The sequence below is a fragment of the Kitasatospora sp. NPDC058063 genome, from assembly GCF_042885395.1.
Lineage (GTDB): Bacteria > Actinomycetota > Actinomycetes > Streptomycetales > Streptomycetaceae > Kitasatospora > Kitasatospora lactacystinica.
Map to the genome: position 1 here is coordinate 53,076 of NZ_JBHVSD010000025.1, position 24,439 is coordinate 77,514.

Genomic DNA, 24,439 nt, shown 5'->3' on the forward strand with positions numbered 1-24,439 from the left:
CAGGAAGAACCGCGCATTACGGTCACTGCTGGTCGATCTTGGAAGTCCCGGGCGGGACCGCACCCGTGACGCAGCCTCGGGCCCGGGCGGGCGGCCCCGCACAAGCGGCCCAGCGCGGTCCATTGGGGCGCGGCGCGGCGCGGACGTTCCGTGCGACGCGGGCAGATCCGTGCGGCGCGGGCGTTCCGTGCGACGCGGCGCTACAGGGCTCGGCGGCGGGCCTGGGCCAGCAGGGCGGCCAGCAGCAGGAGCGCCGCAGGGGTCGCGACCGCGGCGAGCAGCGCCGGATCGGTCAGCGCCGCGCTCCCGGCCACCGCCTCGTGCGCACCGCCGTACACCCAGCCGTAGGCCCACTCGATCCCGGACTGGAACGGCAGCAGTTCGGTCGCCCGGGTCGGCCACGGCCTGCCGGTGCGGCGCAGCAGCAGGGCGACGCCGGACTCCAGCAGCGGCGGCAGCGCACACAGCAGCAGCACCCCGGCCGCGGCGCTGCGGGTCAGCGAAGCGGCCAGCACCCCGGTCCAGCCCGCCACCACGGTGAGCAGGACGAAGGCCAGCAGTGCGGCGGGCACCCCGTGGCCGGCCACCAGCCCGAGCGGGGCGCCCACACCCGGCAGGTCGGACAGCCCGGACACCCCCGCACCGGTCAGCGCCTCGAAGACCCGGTCCGACAGTGCGGACGGGTCCGCCCAGGCCGCCACCGTGACGCCGTCCGGCTGCGCGAGGTGCACGGCCGCCGTGTCGAACAGCAGGGTGGCCAGCGCCAGCAGCGCCGCCACCGGGCCGATCACCACCAGCTTGGCCAGCAGCAGCCGCACCCGGCGCGGGTACGACACCTGCGAGGCCACCAGCCCCGGGTGGCGCACCTCGTGCCCGTACGAGAGCGCGCCCAGCACCCCGGCGCCGAGCGCCGCGAAGGGCAGCGGGATCAGCGGGACGGCGGCGGTCAGCAGCCGCACCCCCGCCGGGGCCGTCAGCGGGCCGTCCGGGGCCTGGCTCGCCAGGACGGCGGCCACGCCGGCGTCGCCGAGCAGTACGGCGGCGAGCAGCAGCCAGGTGGAACGCAGGCCGCGCAGGCGGCGCAGCTCGTAGGCCAGGACACGCACGGGTCACTCGCTCCGGTGGTCGTAGGGGATGGCGGGGGCTGCAGAGGTGCCCGGGGTGACCGGGGCCGCCGGAGTGGCCGGGGTCGCCGGAGTGGCCGGGGTCGCCGGGGTCGCCGGGGTCGCCGGAGTGGCCGGGGCTGCTCGCCTGACGGGGCTCTGGGCGGCGGCACCCCGGACGGCGGAGGCTCGGACGGCGGTCGCGCCCGAGGCGGGGCGCCGGAGGCGCACGGTGTCGTCGGTGAGCAGGTCGTCGGCGCTGGCCCGGCGGCCGAGGGGCCGGACCCGGGCGGGCTCCAGCGGCGGGGCCGGGTCGTCGCGGAAGAGCCGGTCGACGGCCACCGTGGGCGCGGGTTCGTCCATGGCGTCGGCCCCCGTCCGCATGGACGGCCCGGGGCGACGGCCCGGCGGCTCGGGTCGGCGGCCGGCCGAGCCGAGGACGGGGAGCGCGGCGGCCGGGAGAGCGGCGGCGACGGCCACGGCGGGCAGGGCGCGGGCGGGCAGGGAACCGTCCTGCCGGGGGCGGCGGGGAGCGCCGCGCTTCGGGACGGCGGCGCCTCCGGGCGCGGCGGCGGTGGCCGGTTCGGCCGGGGTCAGGGGCAGGGGCGGGCGCTGGGGCGAGGCCGTCGTGCGCTCGGCCGGGGACGTCACGGCCTCGACCGGAACGGGCTCGGCGGCCGGTTCGGGGACCCGCCGGGCGGCCGGCTTCGGGCCCGCCTCCCGGGTCGGCTCCCGTTTCGGCCGCCGGCCAGGCTCCTGACTCGGACCGGTCTCGGGTTCCGGGTGGAGGCGGAGGTCGCCGGAGCGGCCCGAGCCGACCGGAAGGACGACCCGCGGCGCCGGCTGCTCGACCACCCGGTCGGCCAGCTCGTGCAGCAGGATCCCGTGGCGGTAGGCGAGTTCGCCGATCTCGGTGCGGTCGATCCCGGCCACCGCGAGACCGACATTGCCGTCCCGGCGGACCTCCGCACCCTGGCTGACCAGCAGATCCGCCAGTCGCGCCATCTGCGGTCCCCGGACGGCCACTTCAGGACTGAGCCTGGTCTGCCGGAACTCCGCGACGGGCTGGTCGGCCACCAGCCGGCCGCGGTCCAGGGTGACCACCCGGTCCGCGAGCTGCGAGGCCTCCTGCGGGCTGCGAGTGGTCACCAGGACCGTTCCGCCGGCGGCGCCGAAGGAGCGCAGGAAGGAGTGGAACCACTCGACGTTGCGCGGTGACAGGCCGTCGGCGGGCCCGTCCAGCAGCAGCGCGCCGGGGTCGCCGAGCAGGGCGGCGGCCAGCGCCAGGCGGCGGTGCATGCCGGGCGAGAAGGTGCGCAACCGCTGCCCGGCGACCGCGGCCAGCCGAGTCTGCTCCAGCAGTTCGTCGGCCCGGCGGGCCGGGACGCCGACGGCCCCGGCGAGCATCCGCAGGTGGCTGCGCGCCTTGCGGCCCGGGTGACCGGCCACTGCGGACTCCCCCGCGCCGGGCATCATCACCCCGACCACGCGCTCGGGGTGGCGCAGCCGGCGGTACGGGCGGTCGCCGAAGAACGTGACGCCCTGGCCCCGTTCGAGTTCGAGCATCAGCCGCAGCGCGGTGGACTTGCCCGCCCCCTCGGCGCCGAGCAGCGCGGTCACCGTGCCGGGCCGGGCGTCGAAGGTCAGATCGAGTACCGCGGGCGGAGCGCCCTTGCGATAGACCTTGGTCAGTCCGGTGATCTGGATCATCGCTGGCTGCTCCCATGCCCTCGGCCGACCTGCTCGACGCGGAGCGCCCCTGAGGGGCGGGCATGCACCCGCGCGGCTCCGCGCCAGCACATTAGGGGGCGACGACGGCTATTCCGGGCATTGCGGGAACGGCACGGGCCCGCCGACTGCCCACCTCACCCGATCAGGGGAAAATCCGATCCTGCGATTCACGGGGGACCGGTCCGTTCCGGACCCTGGCTGCTCCAGAACCGGGCCGCTCCGGCCGGCTCCGGGAACGCTGATGGCTCCGGGGCTTCGGGAGCTTCACCGGGCTTCGGGAGCTTCACCGGCATCGGTGACCCCGGGAGCTCAGGCCGGGCGCAGCGCCGTGCCCGAGGACGGGGCGCAGCCGCTAGCGGGGAGGCCAGGGCGGGGGTGGGAGCTGCTCGCCGCCGCACACCGCGTGGAACTCGTCGACGGCTGCCTGGCCCTCCACCGTGATCTCGCCCAGTCGCTCCCGCTCGGCGGCCAGCCGTTCCTGCACGGCGGCGATCGCCTCGGGCGCCGCCTGCTCGGCCTGCAGTGCGGCCAGTTCCTTCTCCGTGGCGGTGGTGGTCTCGTCGAGGCTCCGGTAGTCCGCCGCCAGCCCCTCGATGAGGGTTCGCTGGTTGGCGCAGTCCTCAATGGCCATCGCGGGGCTCCCTGGGCCGGAAGGCCTCCGACCCGGCGGCCGGAGCGTCCACCGACACTCTGCGCCGCCGGCCCCGCGTTCGCAGCCAGGTCAGGCCATTCGGCCGCCTCGGGGCGGCTCGCGCGACGGAGCGGGACGGGTGGGGGATCGGGACGGGGCGGGGCGGAGCGGGGCGGGCACGGGTCCAGCGGCGCTCAGGACTCCGGGCGGAGCATGGGCGGGTTGAGAACGGTCGCCCCGCCGGCGGTGAACAGCTGGGCCGGACGGCCGCCCTGACGCGTCGTCGTGCCGCCCGAGGGCAGCAGGAAGCCGGGGGTGCCGGTGACCTTGCGGTGGAAGTTCCGCGGGTCCAGCACCACGCCCCAGACCGCCTCGTAGACCCGGCGCAGCTCGCCGACGGTGAACTCGGTCGGGCAGAAGGCGGTGGCGAGGGAGGAGTACTCGATCTTGGAGCGGGCGCGTTCCACACCGTCGGCGAGGATCAGGCCGTGGTCGAAGGCGAGCGGGACGCCGTCGGCCGGGTTCTCGCCGAGGAGTTCGCCGACCGGGGCCCAGCGGGCGCTGCTGGCGTCACCGCCGGCCCGGGGCGTGGGCAGATCGGGGGCCAGCACCAGGTAGGCGACGCTGACCACGCGCATCCGGGGGTCGCGCTGCGGGTGGCCGTAGGTGGCGAGCTGCTCCAGGTGGGCACCGGCCGCGCCGGGGCCGACCGCCTCGTGGCCGGGGGCGGTGTGCGCGCGCAGGCCGGTCTCCTCGGCCAGCTCTCGGGAGGCGGCCTCGGCCAGGCCCTCGTCCGGACGGACGAAGCCGCCGGGCAGCGCCCAGTACCCCTGGAACGGCGGCTCTCCTCGTCTGACCAGCAGGGCGCAGAGCGAGTGGTCGCGCACCGTCAGCACCACGAGGTCAACCGTGACAGCGAACGGGGGAAAGGCCGACGGATCGTAGCGCGACATGGCGACGATCATAGTCGTCTCTCTGACGATAAGCACAGGCCCGTGCGGGGACCGCGCAGGGCCGGGGCCCCGCACGGGCCCCGTGCGGTTCGCACCCGTCCAGCGCGGGACCGGGAACGGGCAGGCGCGGCGTCGGTGACCCGGTGTCACCGTCGCGGGGGCGCGAGCCCCCGCGACGGCTCAGCGGGCGACGAGTTGCAGGTCCGTGGACGCCTCCTCCACCATCGCCACGCCGATCCGGCTCACCCGGACGGAGAACGGCTCGCCCGCCACCCGCAGGCCGGTCAGCTCCAGCTCGCCGAGCGGTGCGGTGCTGGCCGGGCGGACCAGCACCCGGCCGCCCGGGACGTCGGGCCGGACCCCGGCGAGGGCGAACACCGCGTGCGCGGCGGCGGCCGCGGAGACCGCCGCCGGGCGACAGGCGGCCGGGTGCGGCACCGGCGGGCAGCCCGGGGTGCGCTGCTCCCCCGCGTACATCTCCGGCAGCCGCCCCTCGAAGTGGGCGCTCGCGGCGAGCAGGCCCTCCAGCAGGGTGCCGGCCTCGTTCTCGTGGCCGGCCTCGGCCAGTCCGGCGATCGCCAGGGCCGTCTCGTGGACCCGCACCGCACCGCCGCGGTGGCCCAGCGGGTTGAACCGGGGGGACTTGGCGCTCAGCGTGCGCAGGCCCCAGCCGCTGTCCAGCTCCGGCGCGACCAGGCGCTGGGCGAGCAGCCGGGTCTGCTCGCGGTCCAGCAGGCTCTCGTACCGGCCGCCGTCGACGGCGAGCCCGGTGTCCAGCAGGTGCACCAGGGAGGAGGCGACGGCGGGCAGCGGCTGGCCGCCCGGGGCCAGCCCGGCCGCGGGACGGCCGCCGGACAGGTCGTCGATCCAGAACCGCTCGCGGAAGCGCCCGCGCAGCGCGGCGGCCCAGCCGCGCCAGTCCTCGGCGCCCGGCCTGCCGAAGGCCTCCAGCAGCTCGGCCCCGTGCAGGGCGGCGCGGTGGGCCTGCGCCTGGACCTCGGCGCGGGCGGCGACCGGGTGGGCGGAGCGCTCCTCCAGCGGGCGGCTCAGGTCGGTGACGAAGCCGTCGACCAGGCCCTCGCGCAGGGCGGCCAGGGCCCGCTCGGCGGCCGGGAGCAGCTCGGCGACCTCCGCCGGGGGCAGGCCCCAGCGCCAGGCCTCGGTCAGCACGGTGACGAACAGCAGGGTGGCCTCGGTGGCGGTGCAGGTGGGCGGCAGCTCGGGACCGCCGTGGCGCAGGGCGCCGGGCAGCAGGCCCTCGGTGCGGCCCGGGGCGGGGGCGAGCTGCTGACGGCGGGCCAGCGCCCGGAGGGTGCCGGCCGCCAGCCGGGTGCCGAGCGGCAGGGTCAGCCGGGCGGCCCAGAGCGCGTCGGCCGGGGCGAGGCCGAAGCGCCAGGGCGCGCCGGAGGCCGGGTAGAGGTCGGTCGGGCGGTCCGGGTCGGCGAACAGCAGCCCGCCGAGGGCGTCCAGCGAGCGGGAGACCAGCGGAGCCACCCGGCCGTCGTCACTGCGGACCTCCGGCTCGGACCAGGGCAGCGGGGCGCCGGTGCCGCGGCCGCCCGGCGGGCGCGGGCCGCCGACGGGGCTCTCCAGCTCGGTGTGCAGCTCGACCGACCAGCGGGCGCCGGGCTGGACCTCCAGGTCCCAACGCAGCACGCCGGCGCCGGCCAGGACGGCGTGCGGGGAGGGCTGGGCGCTGACCACGGCGCTGTGCACCGGCCCCGTCCAGCGCAGCCCGGCGGACTGCACCTGGCCCGGCAGGTCGGGCTGGCGGTGCCCGGCGGCGATCTCGGCGACCGGGCCGAGGTCGGTGCCGAGGGCTATCTCCAGGGGCAGCCGGGCGGGCCGCGGACCGGAGTTGCGCACGACCACCGTCTCCACTCCGTCCGCGTGCCGCAGCCGCTCGACGGTGAGCGCCGGGTCCGGGTCCAGGTCGCCGGGGACGCGGACCGCGCCGAGGAAGCGGGCCTCGGCGGTGCTGGTCAGGGTGCCCTGGAGCGGCAGCGGCTCCATGCCGCCCAGCCGCAGCTCCATCCGGGCGAGCACCCGGACGCCGTTGCGGTAGAAGCCGTGCAGGCCGTGGCCGCGCAGCTGGCCGTCGGGGCCGGAGGCGGCCATCGCCGGGGCGTTGACGCAGATCACCGCGTGGTGGACGGCGGGCGGCTGCGGGCGCGGCGGGGCCGCGGGTCGGCCCGGGCCGACCGGTGCGCCCGCGGGCCCGGCCACCGGGGCCTGGTCGGGGCGGCCCATCGGCCTGGGCGGCGCGCCGACCACGCTCTCGGCCGGCATGGCCTGTGGTGGCCTCATGGCGGTCACCGGACTCTCCTCCCCTCGGCGGTCCGGTGGCCGGGTCAGGCCGGTGGGCCGCGAGCGTGCTCGATCGCGTGCTGGTGGTGCCGGGCCGGCGGGGCCGTCCCGTCGGCGGATGTGCCGTGTCTGGCCGTACCCGGCGGTGGGTCGTGCCATGCGGTGCTCGGTACCGGGTGGGTACCGGCGCGCCGCGCCTTCGTTCCGGGGCTCGCCGCCGTGCCCGGCACGCCGTCAGGTCCGGCGCCCCGGTCTACCGGTGACGCCCTTCCCCCGCGGCCCGCGCCCTCCGGGCCGTACGGTCCCGTGGCGGCAGCCGGTCGTGGCGCCGCACGCGGTCACCCAGCGCTGCCGGTGCCCGGGCGGCCGGGTCCGCACCGCCCGGCGATCGGCCCGATCGGCCCGCCCGAACCGGGTGCAGGCCCCGGGGGTGAACGCCGCGCACCGCCGTCAGGTCACGCCCCGCCGCTGCGCCGCTGGTCAGGGCGGCCCGGCTCGGCGGTCGTACCACTTCCGTCGGATCGTCACCGGGGCCTCGCTGCAGGCACGTCGCCGTCCACTCTCCGGGGCCGGCGCCCACCGTCCGGGCCGGTGCCGGGGCCGGCTCGGGCCGTCCGCCGGTCGGGCTCGGCCGTCCGATCGGGCGGGCGGGGCGGTCGAACCGGTGCTCGACCGCCGCCAGGATACGGTGCGGGGGTCGCGGCCCCCGCACCCGGTGACCCCGTGAACCGCGACGCCATCGCTGTGACCAGCAGAGACCGAGGAGTTGCATGTCCACCATCAGCCGGCTGCCCGGGGTTGTCACGACCGACCACGTGTTCCAGTTGCCGCTCGACCACGCCGCCCCGCAGGGCGAGCAGATCGAGGTGTACGCCCGCGAGGTGGTGGCCACAGGCCGCGAGCGGGACGACCTGCCCTGGCTGCTCTTCCTCCAGGGCGGTCCCGGCGGCAAGGCGGCCCGCCCGCTCGGCCGGGACTCCTGGCTGGAGCGCGCCCTGGACGACTACCGGGTGCTGCTGCTCGACCAGCGCGGCACCGGGCGCTCCACCCCCGCGACCCGGCAGACCCTCGCCCGGCGCGGCGGCCCGCAGGAGCAGGCGGACTACCTGGCCCACTTCCGGGCGGACTCGATCGTCCGGGACGCCGAGCTGATCCGCGAGCGGCTGCTCGGCGCCGACCGGCGCTGGAGCGTGCTCGGCCAGAGCTTCGGCGGCTTCTGCACCCTCACCTACCTCTCCATCGCCCCCGAGGGCCTGACCGAGGCCTTCATCACCGGTGGCCTCTCCGGCCTCGGCAGCTCGGCCGACGACGTCTACCGCGCCGCCTACCCGCGGGTGGTCCGAAAGAACGAGGACCACTACGCCCGGTTCCCGCAGGACGTCCAGGCGGTGCGCCGGATCGCGGCCCACCTCGCCGACTCCCCCGCGACCCTGCCGGACGGCGGGCTGCTCACCGTCGAGGCGTTCCAGCTGCTCGGCCTGCTGCTCGGCGGTGGCAACGGCTCCGGCACGCTCCACTACCTGCTGGAGGAGGCCTGGGTGGAGGGCTCGGCCGGGCCCGAGCTCTCCGACACCTTCCTGGCCGGCGCCCAGGCCCAGCTCTCCTTCGCGGGCGGTCCGCTGTACGCGGTGCTGCACGAGTCGATCTACGGCCAGCGGTCGGTGGCCCAGGGCGGCACCGCCTGGGCGGCCGAGCGGGTCCGCAAGGAGTTCCCGCAGTTCGACGCCCGGGCCGCGCTGGAGTCCGACGCGCCGGTGCTGTTCACCGGGGAGATGATCTACCCCTGGATGTTCGACACCGACCCGGCGCTGCGCCCGCTGAAGGAGACCGCGGACCTGCTCGCCGCCCGCACCGACTGGCCCGACCTGTACGACCGGGCGCGGCTGGCCGCCAACACCGTGCCGGTCGTGGCGGCGGTGTACCACGACGACATGTACGTGGACACCGCCGACTCGCTGGAGACCGCGTGCGCGGTGCGCGGCCTGCGGGCCTGGATCACCAACGAGTGGGAGCACGACGGCCTTCGGCTGAGCGGCGGCAAGGTGCTGGACCGCCTGATCAGGATGGCGCGCGGCGAGGCGTAGCCGCCCGCGGGCCGGCGCCGCCGTGCCGCGGGGCTCAGTGCGCACGATGGCTCCCCCTCCCCGCCCGCCGGACGCCCCGGCAGCGGTGGAGGCCGGTCCGGACCGCGGTGGGCGCGCACGCCGCGGCCCGGCCGAGCCGCAGGCCCCGGGCGGACGGCTCGCCGGCCGCCCGGGTGTGCCCGGGCTGCTCGACCCGTCCGGGCGCCGGCAGCAGGGCGACCGCCCCGGCGGCGCCACCGCGCGGCTCCGTGCTGTCGGGGCCGTCGGGCGCGCCCGGCCCCGGATCGGCCGGTGCCGATGCCGTGGACGAGCCCTTCCGGCGACCGCCCCGCCGATGCCGTCGGCCACCGGCGGACCGTCCGGGCCGTTCACCGGGAGCCGCACCCGCCCCCGGGGCGGCGGGCCCGGGAGCCGCCGCGCCACCGGACGGCACCTCCTGAGCGGGCGGTGACCCCTCGGCGCTCGGCGCTCCGCCGGCCGGGGGCCGAGGTTCGTCGACCGGGGCCGCCGCGGCCTCGGGCTCCTCGCGCCGCCGCCGCTGGGCCTCGACAGCGGCCAACAGGCCCTGGGGCGTCATGCCGTCGTTGAGCGACTCGTAGAGCAGTTCGGCCAGCAGGTAGCCCGGGGCGAGCCGCAGGACGTGGCCGAGCACGACCCGGGCCGTCGCCGTGTCCCCCGCGACCCAGGACGTCCAGGCCAGCAGGGTGAGCGGGGCCACCGCGCAGCCCTCGTAGGGCGGCACGGCCCGCCGGGCGAGGAAGCGCCAGAGCCGCTCGGCCGGGGCCAGCTCGTCGGGCCGGGCGTACTCGACGCCGCGGTCCCGTACCAGGCGGTCCCGCAGGGCGAGCAGCAGTTGGGCCGTCCGGTCCGGATCGAGTTCCCCGGCCCCGGCCCGGAACTCGGCGACGGCCTGGTCGAGCAGGGCGATGCGCTGCTCCCTGGCCAGGGCGTCCACGGCCTCCGCCCGGGCGAGCGCCTCGCGCTGGGCGACGGCCTCCGGCGGGCCGACCGGCTCCAGCCCGCCGATGATCGCCTTCCGGCTGCCGCGCGGCACCAGGCCGGCGACCGTCGCGGCGGCGGCCGCCGGACCGGGGTCGGGGCTGCGCCGCACCGGATTGCCGGCCGCGTCGCAGCAGCCGTCGCCGCGGCAGAGGAAGGACCACCAGCGGCCGTCCGAGACGCACAGCGACTCCTTGACGGCCACGCCCCGGCGCCCGAAGGCCGCCCGGAGGGCCTGCGCCAGCGGCCGCAGCCCGTCCACCACCGGAGGGGCGTGGGCCGTGCCGGGATCCTGGCAGAGGTAGAGGAGCACCTGGAGCGGCCGGGCGCCGTGCCGGTCGGAGAGGGCGACCAGCAGGGCGGCCGTCTCCTCCGCCGCGGCCGGCCACTGCGCGGGCGACCGCGGCAGGTCCGCCCGGATCACCCCGCCCTGGTGGAGGCCGGGGCCGTGGAGCCCGACCGCGACGATGCTGTCGTCCGGGTAGAAGCCCAGGAAGTACGGAAGCAGCTCGGCCATGTCGGCCGGGCCGCGCATGACGACCGACCGGTGGTCGGAGGCCGGACCGAGGGACATAATGACGTGTTCGTTGTTCATCGCGTTCATGGCCGCAAGAGTGGACGCAATCCGCGGACGACGCCGGAACCGAGTTTTTTCCTGTGGATAACTCCGCCCCCGAATTTTCCTTCGCTCATTCGGAGTAGGCAAGACTCACTCCCACGGGTGGATTTTGTCTGCCGTTCAGCGGATCAGCGGATGAAATACACCCCGCCTTCCCCCGCTGCCCCTCCCCCGCATTCGTCGCTTGTCAGCGGTACGGGGTTACATGGACGCCATGCAGCAGCCCGACACCCACACCACCAGCACCGCCGACCGCGCCGAGGTCCGGGCGCGGGCCGAGGCCGTCCTGCGCGAGCTCGCCGGCCCCGGAGCCACCCTGCGCGAGGACCAGTGGACGGCCATCGAGGCCCTCGTGGTCGACCGCCGCCGTGCGCTGGTCGTCCAGCGCACCGGCTGGGGGAAGTCCGCGGTCTACTTCATCGCCACCGCCCTGCTCCGGGCCCGCGGCTCCGGGCCGACGGTGATCGTCTCGCCGCTGCTCGCCCTGATGCGCAACCAGGTCGAGTCGGCCGGCCGGGCCGGCATCCACGCCCGCACCATCAACTCGGCCAACAGCGACGAGTGGGCCGCGATCCAGGAGGAGGTCGCCGCGGGGAAGGTCGACATCCTGCTGGTCAGCCCCGAGCGGCTGAACAACCCGGACTTCCGCGACCAGGTGCTGCCCGAGCTCGCCGCCTCCACCGGCCTGCTGGTGGTCGACGAGGCCCACTGCATCTCGGACTGGGGGCACGACTTCCGCCCCGACTACCGCCGGCTGCGCACCATGCTGGCGGACCTGCCGGCCGGCGTCCCGGTGCTGGCCACCACCGCCACCGCCAACGCCCGGGTCACCGCGGACGTCGCCGAACAGCTCGGCACCGGCGCCACCGACGAGCACGCCCTGGTGCTGCGCGGGCCGCTCGACCGGGAGAGCCTCACCCTGGGCGTGCTCTCCCTGCCCGACCCGGCCCACCGCCTCGCCTGGCTCGCCGACCACCTCGAACGGCTCCCCGGCTCGGGCATCGTCTACACCCTGACGGTGGCCGCCGCCGAGGAGGTGACGGCCTTCCTGCGCGAGCGCGGCTTCCCGGTGGCCTCCTACTCCGGCCGCACCGAGGACGCCGAGCGCCGCACCGCCGAGGCCGACCTGCTGGCCAACCGGGTCAAGGCCCTGGTCGCCACCTCCGCACTCGGCATGGGCTTCGACAAGCCCGACCTCGGCTTCGTGGTGCACCTCGGCTCGCCCAGCTCGCCGATCGCCTACTACCAGCAGGTCGGCCGCGCCGGGCGCGGGGTGGACCGGGCCGAGGTGCTGCTGCTGCCCGGGCGCGAGGACGAGGCGATCTGGCGCTACTTCGCCTCGCTGGCCTTCCCGCCGGAGGAGCAGGTGCGCCGCACCATCGACGCCCTCGCCGAGGCCGGCCGGCCGCTCTCCACCGCCGCCCTGGAGCCCCGGGTGGACCTGCGCCGGGCCCGGCTGGAGACCATGCTCAAGGTGCTCGACGTCGACGGCGCCGTCCGCCGGGTCAAGGGCGGCTGGACGGCCACCGGGCAGAGCTGGGCGTACGACGGCGCCCGCTACGCCAAGGTCGCCGCCTCCCGGGAGGCGGAGCAGCGGGCGATGCGCGACTATGCGGCGGGCACCGGCTGCCGGATGGAGTTCCTGCGCCGCCAGCTGGACGACGAGCAGGCCGTGCCGTGCGGGCGGTGCGACAACTGCGCGGGGCCGCTGCACACCCCGGACGTCTCCGCGGAGGCGCTGGCGGCCGCCCGGGCCGCGCTCGGCCGCCCCGGCGTGAGCTTCGAGCCGCGCCGGCTGTGGCCGACCGGGATGGACTCGCTGGGGGTACCGCTCAAGGGCCGGATCCCGGCGGGCGAGCAGGCGGAGACCGGCCGGGCGCTGGGCCGGCTGTCCGACATCGGCTGGGGCACCCGGCTGCGCACCCTGCTCGCCGAGCAGGCGCCGGACGTGCCGGTGCCCGGCGAGGCGGTGGACGCGCTGGTGGCGGTGCTCGCCGACTGGGCCCGGGGCCCGGGCGGCTGGGCCGGGCCCGCGACGACGGAGGGCGCCCGGCTGGAGCGGCCGGTCGGCGTGGTGACGATGGCCTCCTCGACCAGGCCGCGGCTGGTCGGCAGCCTGGGCGCCCGGATCGCCGAGGTCGGGCGGCTGCCGCTGCTCGGCGGGATCGACTACGCCGGCGGGCTGCCCCCGCACGGTGCCCGCAGCAACAGCGCCCAGCGGCTGCACTCGCTGGCCGGCGCGCTGGTCCTGCCCCCGGAGGTGGAGCAGGCGGTGGCGGCCGCCGGTGGGCCGGTGCTCCTGGTGGACGACCTCGTCGACTCGGGCTGGACGGTCACCGTGGCCGCCCGGCTGCTGCGCCGGGCGGGGGCGAGCGCGGTGCTGCCGCTGGTGCTGGCCGTGCAGGGGTGACGGGACGGCGGAAGGCCGTCGACGAAGCCCACCCACTCACCCGAATGGCCTAACAGAAAGGATCAGGCGAAGCGATTTCGATCACACCGGCCGAACGATCCGGGAAAGGAGTGCTCACCATGCCGACGACGGTTCGCCCTGCCCTCAGGGCGCTGTGGATCAAGGCCTGGAGGCACCTGCTCGGCACTCGGTCCGCTGTGGAACATATCCGGCAGACCATGGGCTATCGGGTGGCGTTCATCTTTTCATCATTGCCGCTCTGCCCCCGATGCCCTGAGAATTGGGAGGTACCCGAAACCCGGTCCGCTGGCCCCGCCCTTCGGCGTACCCAGGCACCCGCCTGCCCACGGGCCAGGAAGGAGGATCGTGATCAACGGTATCGACCGAGGTCAGAATCCATTCTCCGGGAGTCCGGAACCCAGACGGGTGCTGGACCTGGAGACCTGGACCGCCTCGGGGATCCCGTTGCTGCGCGACCCCCGCGAGTTCGTCCTGGAACTGCACCAGCATCACCTGCCGCAGCCGGGCACCGTCGTGGTCGCCGTCGTGGACGCGCTCCACCGCCTCGTCGCCTCGGCCTCGTTCACCCCCTGGCCGCACGACACCGACGGCTGGCAGCACCGCAACGCGCTGCTGACGCACCTGCGCCGGATCATTCCGCACGACCTGCGACGGTCCGAGCCGGCCCGGACGGCCGTGCTGCTGCGCTGCCGCGACGGCGCACCCGGCTGGACGGAGCAGGACGGCGCCTGGATGTGGGCACTGAGAGACGCGTCCGCACTCCACGGACTGCGCTGCGGCGCGTACATCGGGCTCACCCCGGCGGGTTGGCAGGTCCTCGGGGACGGACGGGGCGGACGCAACCCGCACGCGGGCTCGTGGGCCGACGGGCCGGTGCACACCGTGACGGAACTGCCGCCGCGCTCGGCGCTGGACGCCCCGCGCAACCACCGCACCCGCCAACAGACCGCCGACCAGGCCGAGCGCGGCGAGGACGCGGCACGCTCCCCGAAGTCCGAGCCCCCGTGGGCAGCGGCGCGGGTCGCAGCGGCCGAACCGACGCGCCGCACCGGCACGGGCTGAGTCCGCACCGGCCACCGGCCCCACCGGGCCGTCGACACCTGCCGAAACCGACGACACCGTCGGCCCCGGGCGCTGTGGGACGGACCCCGGGCCCGGCACCGTACGACGGCACCGGGCCCGGGGTGGACGACTGTGGTCAGGCCTTGACCGGACGGCTCGGCGCGGCTCCGGCCGCGCCCACGGCAGCCGGGCCGGCGTCGCCGCAGACCACCAGCAGCGCGGTCGCGTGGCCGAGCGCCTTGGTGTACGCCTCGGCGGCCCGGGCGGACGGTCCGCCGTTGACCACCAGGACGACCACCTCGCGGGTGACCGGACGGGTCAGCGCGGCGTCCGCGTAGAACACGTCCCCGCCCTCGGCGAGCTGCGCCCAGTAGCGCTCCTCACCGAAGGAGAGCTCGTGCTGCTGCCACGGGTGGGCCTCGCCGACCGTCAGCACCAGGATGTCGCCCGGATCGCGGCCGGACTCCAACAGCAGGTCGACCGCCTCGTCGGCGTGCTCCACGGCCCGCGCCGGGGTGGCGGCGATCCGTTGGACCTCCACCTGCGGTGCGGCGGGAGCCGGGCGGCGCGGTGCCGGCCCGGGCTTGGGGATCAGTCGCGGCGGGCCCGGACGGGCGGCGCGCGGCGGGACCGGGCGCGGAGGCGCCGGACGGGGGCCGGGCACCGGGGCCGGGGCGGCGACGGTGGTGGTGGTGGGTGCGGTGGCGGGGGCTTGTGCGTCCGACTCGCGGGGGAAGGGAACGCCGGGGCCCGGGATGCTCTCGTGAATCTCCGGCTCCTCGGGGAAGACAGGCATACCCGGATATCTATCAAATGCCGGTCGGACGCGCACGGGCGCCCCACCCATTGGGCACCGGTCTCCTGCCGCCCCCTCCCGGGGCAATTCCAGACGGATCGTCAGAAACCGAGCGTCAACTGTTCGTCGGCGGACCCACGGCCGTCGCCCGCACCCTCCCGGACGCGCTTGAGATGGCTCCACTTCGGCAGTGCGTCCATGTACGCCCAGGAGAGCCGGTGGTGCCCGGTGGGACCGAACTCCTCCAGCGCGGCGCGGTGCACCGGGGACGGGTAGCCGGCGTTGTCGGCGAAGCCGTACTCCGGGCACCCCTCGCCCAGTTCGGCCATCAGGCCGTCGCGGTGGACCTTGGCGAGCACCGAGGCGGCGGACACACAGATGCAGGACTGGTCACCCTTGATCACCGTGCGCACCCGCCAGGGGCCGCCGAGGTAGTCGTGCTTGCCGTCCAGGATCACCGCGTCGGGTTCGACCGGCAGCGCCTCCAGCGCGCGGACGGCGGCCAGCCGCAGCGCCGCCGTCATGCCGAGCTCGTCGCACTCCTGCGGGGAGGCCTGCCCGAGCGCGTACGCGGTGACCCAGTCGGCGAGCACGGGGGCGAGCGCGCGGCGGCGCAGCTCGGTGAGCAGCTTGGAGTCGGTCAGCCCCTCCGGCGCCTTGCGCAGGCCGGTGACGGCCGCGCCCACGGTGACCGGCCCGGCCCAGGCGCCGCGCCCGACCTCGTCGAGACCGACGACGATCTTGGCGCCGGCCCGGCGGAGCGAGCGTTCGACGGAGTGCGTCGGGGGGACGATGGGCATGGCGTCTTCCGTTCAGCGGGGGCAGCCTCCAGCCTAAGCCCGGCCCGCGACCGCCGAGTCCGCCCTCCCGGACGGGCAGGTCCGTCGACGGGCGGGCGGGGCCCGACCGTCCGGGCCGCCGGGCCGCCGGGCCGCCGGGCCGCCGGGCGGCACGCTCCGCGCGCCCGGCGCCGGGCGCCTCAGGCGCGGATCATCGGCTCCAGCACCTCGTCCACCAGCCGGCCGGCGAAGCCCGGCCCCATGTTCTCCAGCCCGCGGATCTTGACCTGGTAGAGCAGTACCGCCGGGATGACGTCCGCGACCAGGGGGGTGGCCGCGCCGGGCCGGACGTCGCCGCGCTCGGCGCCGCGGCGCAGGATCTCCAGGATGGTCCGCGCGGTCGGCTCGATGACCCGGTCGGTGACGAAGGCCTTGAAGACCTCGGCCCGCTCGTGGTCGATCTCGCCCATCAGCGCATTGAGCGCGGAGCCCACCCGGGAGGTCATCGCCTTCGTGAACCCCTCGACGAGCTGGTGGAGTTCGTCCCGTGCGGACCCGAGGTCGGGGGTGTCGTAAGGGCGTGGGAGAGTGGCGTCCAGGGCGTCGAGAACGAGTTCGTCCTTGGACGCCCAGCGCCGGTAGAGCGCGGCCTTCCCGGTCCGCGCCGCACTGGCGACCCCTTCCATGGTCAGCCGCGCGTATCCGCCGGAGGTGAGCTGGTCGAGCGCGGCCTCGAAGATCGCCGCCTCCAGTTCCTTCCCCCGGCGCCGCGTCGGCCGCCTCAGCGCCTGGTGGGCGGCCCGCACCGGGCAGAAGGCCGGGTCCGCGCCCGGCCTGCCGCCCGGCTCCGCGCCGGCTCCGGCGCCCTGCCCCGCGACCGCCGCCCCGGCGTCCGCCTCCGCAGGCCGAACAGTCGCCTCCCCCGGCGCCGGGTCCGCCCAGCCGGCCGAGCCTGCCGGCCCTCCCGGCGAACCCCCCGGGGAGCCTCCGTGCGACCGACCGGACCGGTCCGCCATCAGGCGCCGCACCAACCGCTCCATCGCCACCATCCTTAAGGAACGCTTGCGTTCACAATCACGGCCAGGATATCGTCCCGATTAGTGAACGATCCCGTTCCTTCTCGGCACGCGCAAGGGCGCGCGGCCGCACCCGGACCGGCGACTCCGCCGAACCGCACCACCGAGCACACAGCCAGCAGGGGGCGCATTCGTGGCCATCTCCGACACGCTCAGCAAGAACTCGCCACCGCGGACCAGCCAGGGGCGGGGCAAGGGCATCACCCTGACGGTCATCGCGGCCACCCAGCTCATGGTGGTCCTCGACGCGACCATCGTGAACATCGCGCTTCCGCACATCAAGGACGCCCTGGGCTTCTCCACCACCGACCTGTCGTGGGTCATCAACGCCTACACCCTGACCTTCGGCGGGCTGCTGCTGCTCGGCGGTCGCGCGGGCGACATCCTCGGCCGCCGCCGGGTGTTCATCTTCGGCACCCTGCTGTTCGGCCTGGCCTCGCTGCTCGGCGGTTTCGCGCAGGACAGCACTCTGCTGCTGGCCGCCCGCGCGCTCCAGGGCATCGGTGGCGCGATCTGTTCCCCGACCGCCTTCGCCCTGATCGCGACCAACTTCGACGAGGGGCCCGAACGCAACCGCGCGTTCGGCGTGTTCTCGGCGGTCGCCGGTTCGGGCGCCGCGATCGGCCTGCTGGCCGGTGGTTTGCTCACCGAGTACCTGAACTGGCGCTGGGTATTCTTCGTCAACGTGCCGATCGCGATCCTGATCGCGATAGCCGCGCCGCGCTACATCGCCGAGTCCGAGCGCCACCCGGGCCGCTTCGACCTGCCCGGCGCGCTCACCTCGACACTCGGCCTGGTCGGCCTGGTCTACGGATTCATCCGGGCCGCCTCGGACGGCTGGTCGGACGGCATCACGATCGGCTCCTTCGCCGCCGGCGCGATCCTGCTCGCGGCCTTCCTCGTGGTGGAGAGCCGCACCGACCAGCCGATCACCCCGATGCACCTGTTCGCCGACCGGAACCGCACCGGCGGCCTGGTGATGATGCTCTGCCTGGCCGCGGCCATGTTCGGCATCTTCTTCTACGTCGTGCTGTTCGTGCAGGGTCCGCTCGGCTACAGCCCGCTGAAGGCCGGCGTCTCCTTCCTCCCGATCAGCGTCGCGATCATCATCGCCGCGCAGATCGCTTCCAACCTCCAGGCCAAGTACGGCCCGAAGCCCTTCATGGCGGGCGGCGCGCTGCTGGTCACCGTCGGGCTCGGCTGGCTGACCCAGATGAGCAAGGACAGCGGCTACCTGGACGGGGTGCTCGGCCCCACGGTGGTGTTCGGCTTCGGCATGGGTCTGATCTTCGTCCCGGTGATGCTGCTCTCCGTCGCCGGTGTCCCGGGCGAGGAGACCGGCGCCGCCTCCGGCCTCCTCAACTCGATGCAGCAGATCGGCGGTTCGCTCGGCCTGTCGATCCTGACCACGGTCTTCGCGCACTACGCCACGGCGGAGGCCACCGCGCAGCTGCCGAAGTTCATGGCGAGCGCGACGCCGGAGCAGCTGGCCTACCTCCAGCAGCACCACGAGTTCCCGCCGGGCACGGACGCCGCCAACACCGTGCTCACCCAGGGCATTTCGCACGGCTTCATCGTGGGCGCCGCGCTCGCGGCGGTCGCCCTGCTCGTCGCGGTCTTCGCGATCAAGGCCAAGGCCAGCGACCTGCCGAGCGGCTCCTCCGCCGTCGCGATGCACTGACACCGTCACGGCACTCCGACACCGTCACGGCAGTCCGGCAGTCCGACGCCGTCACGATGCGGCGACACCGCGGCCCGCGGCCGCGAAACGGCGACACCGCGACACCGCGACACGCGCGACACGCCACAACCAGGCACAACAAGCCGCCGCAAGACGCAGGGCCGGCCGGGAGCAGCACGCTCCCGACCGGCCCTGCCGCCGTCCGCGGGCCCCGCCCCGGTCGTCCTACCTGTCCTCGTACGCCAGCTTCGCCCAGTCGCAGGCCGTGCGGCCGGGCGCCGTCGAGTCCGTCAACGGCCGCTCCGCCAGAATCTCCCGGGCCCGGGCGGCCGCCAGGTTGGTCGCGTACCAGGGCTTCGACGCGCCGCCCACGCCCTGACCGATCAGCTGCAGCGCACAGCTCCGCTGCGGCTCGGGGAGCCGGTCCAGGGCGGGCACCGCGTCCGCCGCGAGCCGGCGGACGTTGCGCAGGTCGATCGCCGCGGTGTGCGGGTCGGTCCGCAGCGCCCGCTCGTACCGGGTGACGTTCTGCTCGGCGACGATCGCGTCCGGGCCCATCAGGCCGTAGACCGCGACGGTGAGCATCCCGCTGAGGACGACGACGCGCGGCAGCCAGCCGGTGCGGCGGGTCAGCCCTGCCGCGATCAGCAACAGGAAGACGGCGCCCAGCCAGACCTCGACCACCAGCACCCAGAGCCGCAGCCGGGTGAGCCCGGAGGCGTCCACGTAGAACCACATCCGGCCGAGCGCCGAGGCGACCACGGCCAGCGCCAGCAGGCAGAGCAGCCCGAGCAGGATCCGCGCCATCCGGCGGTCGGCCGCGGTGCTGCGCGGCGCCCACCGCTTGGCGACCGCCACCACGACCAGCGTCAGCACGGTGATCACGCTCAGCTGCCAGAAGCCCTGCCGGGCGTACGCGGAGCGGCTCATCCCGGTGTTGCTCAGCACGGCGTCCGCCCCGCCGAGCACCACCACGGCCTGGATCACGGCGAAGACGCCGAACATCAGGTTGAGCGCGACCAGCGGCAGCGCCCACTCCAGCCGGCGCCGCTCGCAGCCCGGCCGGACCGCCGTACGGTCCCAGCGGCGCGGGCCGGCGGCGATGTGCGCGAAGCCCAGCGCGGTCGCCGCCCCGAGCACGAACAAGGCACCGCGCCCCGGGAGTTGGTCGAGGTCGAGGTCCGGGCTGAGGCTGCCCAGCAGGTCCGCCATGGCGGCGTCGGCGCTGGCGAACAGCAGGCCGAAGACAGTCAGCAGGCCGGCGGCGACCGCGAGCGCCTTGAGCACCGGGACGATCCGGCCGCGGCCGGGCAGGTTCCGCCGGTCCACGCTCTCCCAGGCCCAGACCACCGAGGGCACCAGCTGCCACAGGATGCCGGGCAGCGGGAGCAGCACGCCCGCCCAGCGGCGGCCGCCGTGCAGGGCCAGCGAGGCCAGCGCGAGCGCGCCGACGGCGGCCAGCGCCGTGGGCCAGGAGGCGTCCCAACAGGCCGGAACGGCGAGCAGGGCGAGGGCGAGCAGGCTCCACGCCGCCGTCCAGGGCCGGATCCGGCGACCGGCCGCCCGGGCGGTGACCCCCGCCCCGGCGGCGACGGCGGCGCCGAGCACCAGCAGGTTGGGCCCCAGGCCGTCGAAGAGCAGCCAGGCCGTCAGCAGGCCGGTGAGCAGGGCCGCCAGGGCGCCCCCGGGCGTGGCCGCCACCCGGCGTTCGGGGTCGCTGCGGCGCAGCCACGCACCGGTCGAGGGCGCGGGCGCACCGGGAACCCGGTCCGGGCCCGGCCGCCCTTGCCGGCCCGACGGTCCCTGCGGTCCCTGCGGTCCCTGCGGGCCGGGGCCCGTCGCACGGTACGGGCCGTACGGGTCGTACGCGTCATAGGGGTTGTGCGGCTCGGTCGGGCCGGCCGCCCCGGCCTCCTCGGTCGCCCCGGACAGGCCCGGAACCCCGGTCGCCCCCGGCACCTCGGACGCCCCCTGCGGCTCGGTCGAACCGGTGGAGCCGGGCGAGCCGGGCAGGCCAGACGAACCGGGCGAATCGGACGCGGCAGGAACGGACGGACCAGACATGAGTCCCCCTCAGTGGTCGGCGGGCATGCGGCGGCCGCCCGTCGGGCGGTCCACCGGCGGGCGCTCCCGGCGCCCCGGCCGCTGCCGACTGTAGACCATTCTGAACAGGTTCAAAAGTCAGCTCTGAACGCGTTCAGAACGCCCTCACCACCAAGGACTCCCCCGCTACCCCTTCACCGACCCGGCCAGCAGCCCGCGGACGAAGTACCGCTGGAGACTGAAGAAGACGATCAGCGGCACGACGATCGACAGGAACGCCCCGGCCGTCAGCAGCTCCCAGCGCCCGCCGAGCGAGCCGGACAGCTGCGCCAGCCGCACCGTCATCGGCGCCACCTCCGGCGTGCCGCCCGCGAAGGTCAGCGCCACCAGCAGGTCGTTCCAGACCCACAGGAACTGGAAGATCGCGAACGAGGCCAGCGCCGGGGTGCACAGCGGCAGCACGATGGAGCGGAAGATCTTGAAGTGCGAGGCGCCGTCCACCACCGCGGCCTCCATCAGGTCGCGCGGCAGCTGGGCGATGAAGTTGTGCAGCAGGAACACCGCCAGCGGCAGCGCGAACATGGTGTGCGCCAGCCAGACCGGCGCGTAGCTGCCCTTCAGGTCCACCGCCGGAATCAACGTCAGCGCGCCCAGGTGCGCGCCGCCGGCGAACAGCCGCAGCAGCGGGATCAGCGCCATCTGGAGCGGCACCACCTGGAGCGCGAACACCGTGAAGAAGACCGCGTCGCTCCCCCGGAACCGCACCCAGGCCAGCGCGTACGCCGCCATCGCCGCCAGTGCCAGCGGGAAGACCGTCGCCGGGATGCTGATCGCCAGCGAGTTGACCAGGAAGGGCATCAGGCCGGTGGACACCCCGGATCCGCCCTCGAACAGCACCGAGTGGTAGTTGCCGAGGCCGAGGTCGGGGTGGAGGAAGGCGTTCCACCAACCGCTGGCGGTCACGTCCTGCTTGGGCCGCAGCGAGGTCACCAGCAGACCCAGCGTCGGGACCGTCCAGAGCACCGTCATCGCGATCACGAACACCGAGGCCAGCGGACTGCTGAAGGCCTTCCGCACCGGCCGCACCGCACCGGCCGGTCGCACCGCCCCCTCCGGCCGTGCCGCCCCCTCCGACCGCACCGCCTTCGCCGTCCCCTCCCGGCCGTCCGTCCCGGTCACCGGACCTCACGCTCCTTCCGCAGCTGCAGGATGTTGTAGGCCACCAGCGGCAGCACCGCGAGGAAGAGGAGCACCGCGAGGGCGCTGCCCCGCCCGGAGTTGAACTGCACGAAGGACTGCGAGTACATCTCGTTGGCCAGCACCTGGGTGCCGAAGTTGCCGCCGGTCATGGTGCGGACGATGTCGAAGGCCTTCAGGGTGATGATCATGACGGTGGTCAGGACGACCATCACCGTGGTGCGGATCATCGGCACCGTGACGTACCAGAACAGCCGCACCCCGCTCGCGCCGTCCAGCCGGGCCGCCTCCACGACCTCGTCCGGGATCGCCTTGATCGCCGCCGACAGCACCACCATCGCGAAGCCGGTCTGCACCCAGACCATCACCGCCATCAGCAGGAAGGTGTTCAGCGGCTGAGAGAGCAGCCAGTTCGGCGGATCGTCCCAGCCCACCGCGACGGCGAGCTGGCTGAGCAGGCCGATCTGCGGCTGGCCCGGACCGCGCGACTCATAGACGAACTTGAAGATGATCGACGCGCCGACCAGCGAGATCGCCATCGGCATGAAGATCAGCGACTTGTACACCGACTGGCCGCGCATCCGGTCCACCAGCAGCGCCAGCACCAGCCCCAGCCCGGTCGCCGCCAACGGCGCGACCACCAGCCAGAGCAGCGTGTTGACCAGCACCTTCTGCACCGAGTCGGAGGTGAAGGCCCAGCCGAAGTTCTCACCGCCGACGAACCGGGTGCCGTCGTCGTTCTGGAGGCTGAGGTAGACCGTGCGGACCAGCGGCACGACCAGGCCGACGGCCAGCAGCAGCGCCGCCGGGCCGAGGAACACCGCGACCGCCAGCGGACGGGCCAGGCGGCCCCGGGCCCGGCCGGCGACCAGGAAGACCACCAGCAGGATGCCGAGGAAACCGGCGACGGCGCCGAAGGTGTTGCCGAACTTGACCGCCGCGTCGTTCCAGGTGCCGGCCGCCAGTCTCTCGGCGACCAGCCCGTCGGCGGCCAACCGGTCCGCGGCCAGCTCGGCGGCGGGCGACGGGAATCCGGGTACGGACATGGCTGTACGTCCCTTCGGGCGTGGTGGGAAGGGGGCGGGCGGTGCGGGTGGGTGGCCCCGCACCGCCCTCGACAGGTGGTCCCAGTGCGCCGGCAGCGGACCGGCGCCTCGGTTGCTCGCGCCGGCCGCAGAGCCGGCGCATCGGTTGCTCCCGCCGGCAGCGGACCGGCGCGTCGGCTACTGCGGCCAGGCGGCGTCGATGTCGGCGGCGGTCTTCTGGATCGACTGCCCCTCGGCGAACCAGGCGGTCAGCGACTTCCACTCCTGCCCGGCGCCCACGGCGGCCGGCATCAGGTCGGAGCCGTCGAAGCGGAAGGTCGCCGACGGGTCGGTCAGCGCCTCGGCCGACAGCTTGTCGATCGGGTCGGTGTAGAGGCTCTTGTCCACGCCCTGGTTGGCCGAGACCCAGCCGGTCGCGGTCTTCACCCGGCTGCTCGCCCAGGCGGAGCTGGACAGGTAGTTCTGCACCGCCTGGACCTCGGGCCGGCCGGAGAAGGCCGCCAGGAACTCGCCGCCGCCCTCGACCGGATTGGCGATCGACGGGTTCACCGCGGGCAGGTGGAAGGCGAAGACGTCCCCGTCCGGGCCGACCTTGGTGCCCTTGGGCCACTGCGCCTCGTAGAAGGAGGCCTGCTGGAGCAGCATGCACTTGCCGCTCAGGATCGGGGTACCCGCGTCCTGGAAGGTGGTGGTGGCGATCGACTTCACGTCACCGAATCCCGCGTTGACCCAGGCCGGGTTCTGCATCCAGTCGGCGACCGTCTTCATCGCGGTGGTGATCTTCGGGTCCGAGAACTTCACCTGGTGGCCGACCCACTGGTCGTACACCTCGCCGCCGTACGAGCCGAGCACCACCTCCTCCAGCCAGTCGGTGGCCGGCCAGCCGGTGGCCGTTCCGGAGGCGATGCCGCCGCACCACGGCTTGGCGCCGCCCGCCTTGGCGATCCGGTCGCTGAGCGCCATCAGGTCGGCCCAGGTCTTGGGCGCCTCGTAGCCGGCCGCCTTGAAGGCCTTCGGCGAGTACCAGACCAGGGACTTCATGTTGGCGCTCATCGGGGCCGCGTAGAACGTGCCGTTGACCGATCCGTAGGTCTTCCAGATCGGGCTCCACTTGTCCTGGTTGGCGACGGTCTGGGCGGGCGGCTTCACCACCTTGCCGCTCTTCACCATCTGTGCCAGCAGGCCCGGCTGCGGGATGATCGCGAAGTCCGGGGCGTTGCCCCCGGAGACCCGGACCGGCAGCTGGGACTCGAAGTCGTTCGAGCCCTCGTAACTGATCTTGATCCCGGTGCACTTGCCGAACTCGGCCCAGGACTTCTCCAGGTTGTCCGACTCCGGGCTCAGGATCGAGGCGAACATCGTCACCGTGGTACCCGCGTGTCCGGCGTACGGCTGGTACGCGGCGCAGTCGCCGGACAGCGACGCGGCCGATCCGCCCCCGCCACCGCCCGAACCGCCGGAGCTGTTGGAACAGGCCGCGGTCAGCGCCAGCGCCGCCACCAGGGCGGCCGCGGCGACCGGACGACGGCGGTAACCCGGGTGCTGCGCGGTCGGGTTGAGGGTCAATGCGGTTCTCCTCGCCAGGGCGTGCTGCCGACGGTGGGCTGAACGACATCGCGCTGTACCGGAGATGGGCCTGCAGAGGATCACGGACAGGGGATCACGGGCGGGGATCACGGACGGGATCACGGACGGGATCACGGACGGGATCACGGGCGAGCCGCGTCCGGACTGATCGAAGACGTTAACGCAGCCGCCGCCCCTCGCCAAGGTCCACGTTCGACCTTCACAAGCCGGTGTCCCGACCGTGACCCGCGACCAGGCGGCTCCCGGACCGCCACCGCCAGAAGTCGAAGGCCCCGACCGGAAATCCGGACAGGGCCGAGGACATGACGACACAT

Annotated in this window: 17 protein-coding genes; 4 read left to right on the plus strand and 13 right to left on the minus strand. The window is 75.1% G+C overall.

Features of this window, described 5'->3' with window-relative positions; translation table 11 throughout:
- Positions 1–200: 200 nt before the first annotated feature.
- The 5 genes from ACFVUY_RS33700 to ACFVUY_RS33720 form a co-directional block, all read right to left on the minus strand.
- The gene (locus tag ACFVUY_RS33700; protein WP_387736093.1) at positions 201–1,106 is read right to left on the minus strand and encodes a hypothetical protein; all 906 of its coding nucleotides are present in this window, start codon (positions 1,104–1,106) and stop codon (positions 201–203) included.
- A gap of 3 nt (positions 1,107–1,109) precedes the next feature.
- Positions 1,110–2,813, minus strand: a complete 1,704-nt coding sequence (locus tag ACFVUY_RS33705) for an ATP-binding cassette domain-containing protein (protein ID WP_387736095.1) — start codon at positions 2,811–2,813, stop codon at positions 1,110–1,112.
- A gap of 373 nt (positions 2,814–3,186) precedes the next feature.
- Positions 3,187–3,465 (minus strand): hypothetical protein, encoded by a 279-nt coding sequence (locus ACFVUY_RS33710; RefSeq protein WP_387694106.1) that lies wholly within the window; start codon positions 3,463–3,465, stop codon positions 3,187–3,189.
- 194 nt (positions 3,466–3,659) lie between these two features.
- Complete coding sequence (locus tag ACFVUY_RS33715; RefSeq protein ID WP_387694105.1) at positions 3,660–4,418, minus strand: NUDIX domain-containing protein; 759 nt, start codon at positions 4,416–4,418, stop codon at positions 3,660–3,662.
- 180 nt (positions 4,419–4,598) lie between these two features.
- Positions 4,599–6,725 (minus strand): glycogen debranching N-terminal domain-containing protein, encoded by a 2,127-nt coding sequence (locus tag ACFVUY_RS33720; protein ID WP_387736186.1) that lies wholly within the window; start codon positions 6,723–6,725, stop codon positions 4,599–4,601.
- Positions 6,726–7,495: 770 nt separating this feature from the next.
- Here ACFVUY_RS33720 and ACFVUY_RS33725 point away from each other — a divergent pair.
- Positions 7,496–8,809, plus strand: a complete 1,314-nt coding sequence (locus ACFVUY_RS33725) for an alpha/beta fold hydrolase (protein WP_387736097.1) — start codon at positions 7,496–7,498, stop codon at positions 8,807–8,809.
- 34 nt (positions 8,810–8,843) lie between these two features.
- Here ACFVUY_RS33725 and ACFVUY_RS33730 read toward each other — a convergent pair whose 3' ends face one another.
- Positions 8,844–10,412: a DUF4192 family protein gene (locus ACFVUY_RS33730; protein ID WP_387736099.1), complete on the minus strand. Its 1,569-nt coding sequence runs from the start codon at positions 10,410–10,412 to the stop codon at positions 8,844–8,846.
- A 229-nt stretch (positions 10,413–10,641) separates the two neighbouring features.
- On the opposite strand from ACFVUY_RS33730, the gene ACFVUY_RS33735 reads away from it, so the two are divergent.
- Together ACFVUY_RS33735 and ACFVUY_RS33740 are read left to right on the plus strand one after the other, a co-directional pair.
- A complete protein-coding gene (locus ACFVUY_RS33735; RefSeq protein WP_387736101.1) occupies positions 10,642–12,837 on the plus strand; it encodes a RecQ family ATP-dependent DNA helicase in 2,196 nt (731 codons plus the stop codon).
- Between the two features lie 426 nt (positions 12,838–13,263).
- Positions 13,264–13,920, plus strand: coding sequence for a hypothetical protein (locus ACFVUY_RS33740; protein ID WP_387694101.1), 657 nt, complete (start codon positions 13,264–13,266; stop codon positions 13,918–13,920).
- Positions 13,921–14,056: 136 nt separating this feature from the next.
- Here the strand turns inward: ACFVUY_RS33740 and ACFVUY_RS33745 are convergent, their stop codons facing one another.
- The 3 genes from ACFVUY_RS33745 to ACFVUY_RS33755 form a co-directional block, all read right to left on the minus strand.
- Complete coding sequence (locus tag ACFVUY_RS33745) at positions 14,057–14,716, minus strand: hypothetical protein (RefSeq protein ID WP_387736103.1); 660 nt, start codon at positions 14,714–14,716, stop codon at positions 14,057–14,059.
- A 101-nt stretch (positions 14,717–14,817) separates the two neighbouring features.
- Positions 14,818–15,516: a ribonuclease HII gene (locus ACFVUY_RS33750; protein ID WP_387736105.1), complete on the minus strand. Its 699-nt coding sequence runs from the start codon at positions 15,514–15,516 to the stop codon at positions 14,818–14,820.
- 179 nt (positions 15,517–15,695) lie between these two features.
- The gene (locus tag ACFVUY_RS33755) at positions 15,696–16,301 is read right to left on the minus strand and encodes a TetR/AcrR family transcriptional regulator (protein ID WP_387736107.1); all 606 of its coding nucleotides are present in this window, start codon (positions 16,299–16,301) and stop codon (positions 15,696–15,698) included.
- A gap of 403 nt (positions 16,302–16,704) precedes the next feature.
- Between ACFVUY_RS33755 and ACFVUY_RS33760 the strand changes: the two genes are divergently transcribed.
- The gene (locus ACFVUY_RS33760) at positions 16,705–18,252 is read left to right on the plus strand and encodes an MFS transporter (RefSeq protein WP_387736109.1); all 1,548 of its coding nucleotides are present in this window, start codon (positions 16,705–16,707) and stop codon (positions 18,250–18,252) included.
- 225 nt (positions 18,253–18,477) lie between these two features.
- On the opposite strand, the gene ACFVUY_RS33765 is transcribed toward ACFVUY_RS33760, so the two are convergent.
- The 4 genes from ACFVUY_RS33765 to ACFVUY_RS33780 all read right to left on the minus strand — a co-directional run bounded on the left by ACFVUY_RS33765 (position 18,478) and on the right by ACFVUY_RS33780 (position 24,104).
- On the minus strand, positions 18,478–20,211 hold the full coding sequence (locus tag ACFVUY_RS33765; protein WP_387736111.1) for a DUF4153 domain-containing protein: 1,734 nt from the start codon (positions 20,209–20,211) through the stop codon (positions 18,478–18,480).
- Positions 20,212–20,481: 270 nt separating this feature from the next.
- Positions 20,482–21,474, minus strand: a complete 993-nt coding sequence (locus tag ACFVUY_RS33770) for a carbohydrate ABC transporter permease (protein ID WP_387694095.1) — start codon at positions 21,472–21,474, stop codon at positions 20,482–20,484.
- The gene (locus ACFVUY_RS33775) at positions 21,471–22,538 is read right to left on the minus strand and encodes a carbohydrate ABC transporter permease (protein ID WP_387694093.1); all 1,068 of its coding nucleotides are present in this window, start codon (positions 22,536–22,538) and stop codon (positions 21,471–21,473) included. Before ACFVUY_RS33775 ends, ACFVUY_RS33770 begins: the two co-directional genes overlap by 4 nt.
- 177 nt (positions 22,539–22,715) lie before the next feature.
- A complete protein-coding gene (locus ACFVUY_RS33780) occupies positions 22,716–24,104 on the minus strand; it encodes an ABC transporter substrate-binding protein (RefSeq protein ID WP_387694091.1) in 1,389 nt (462 codons plus the stop codon).
- Positions 24,105–24,439: the final 335 nt, after the last annotated feature.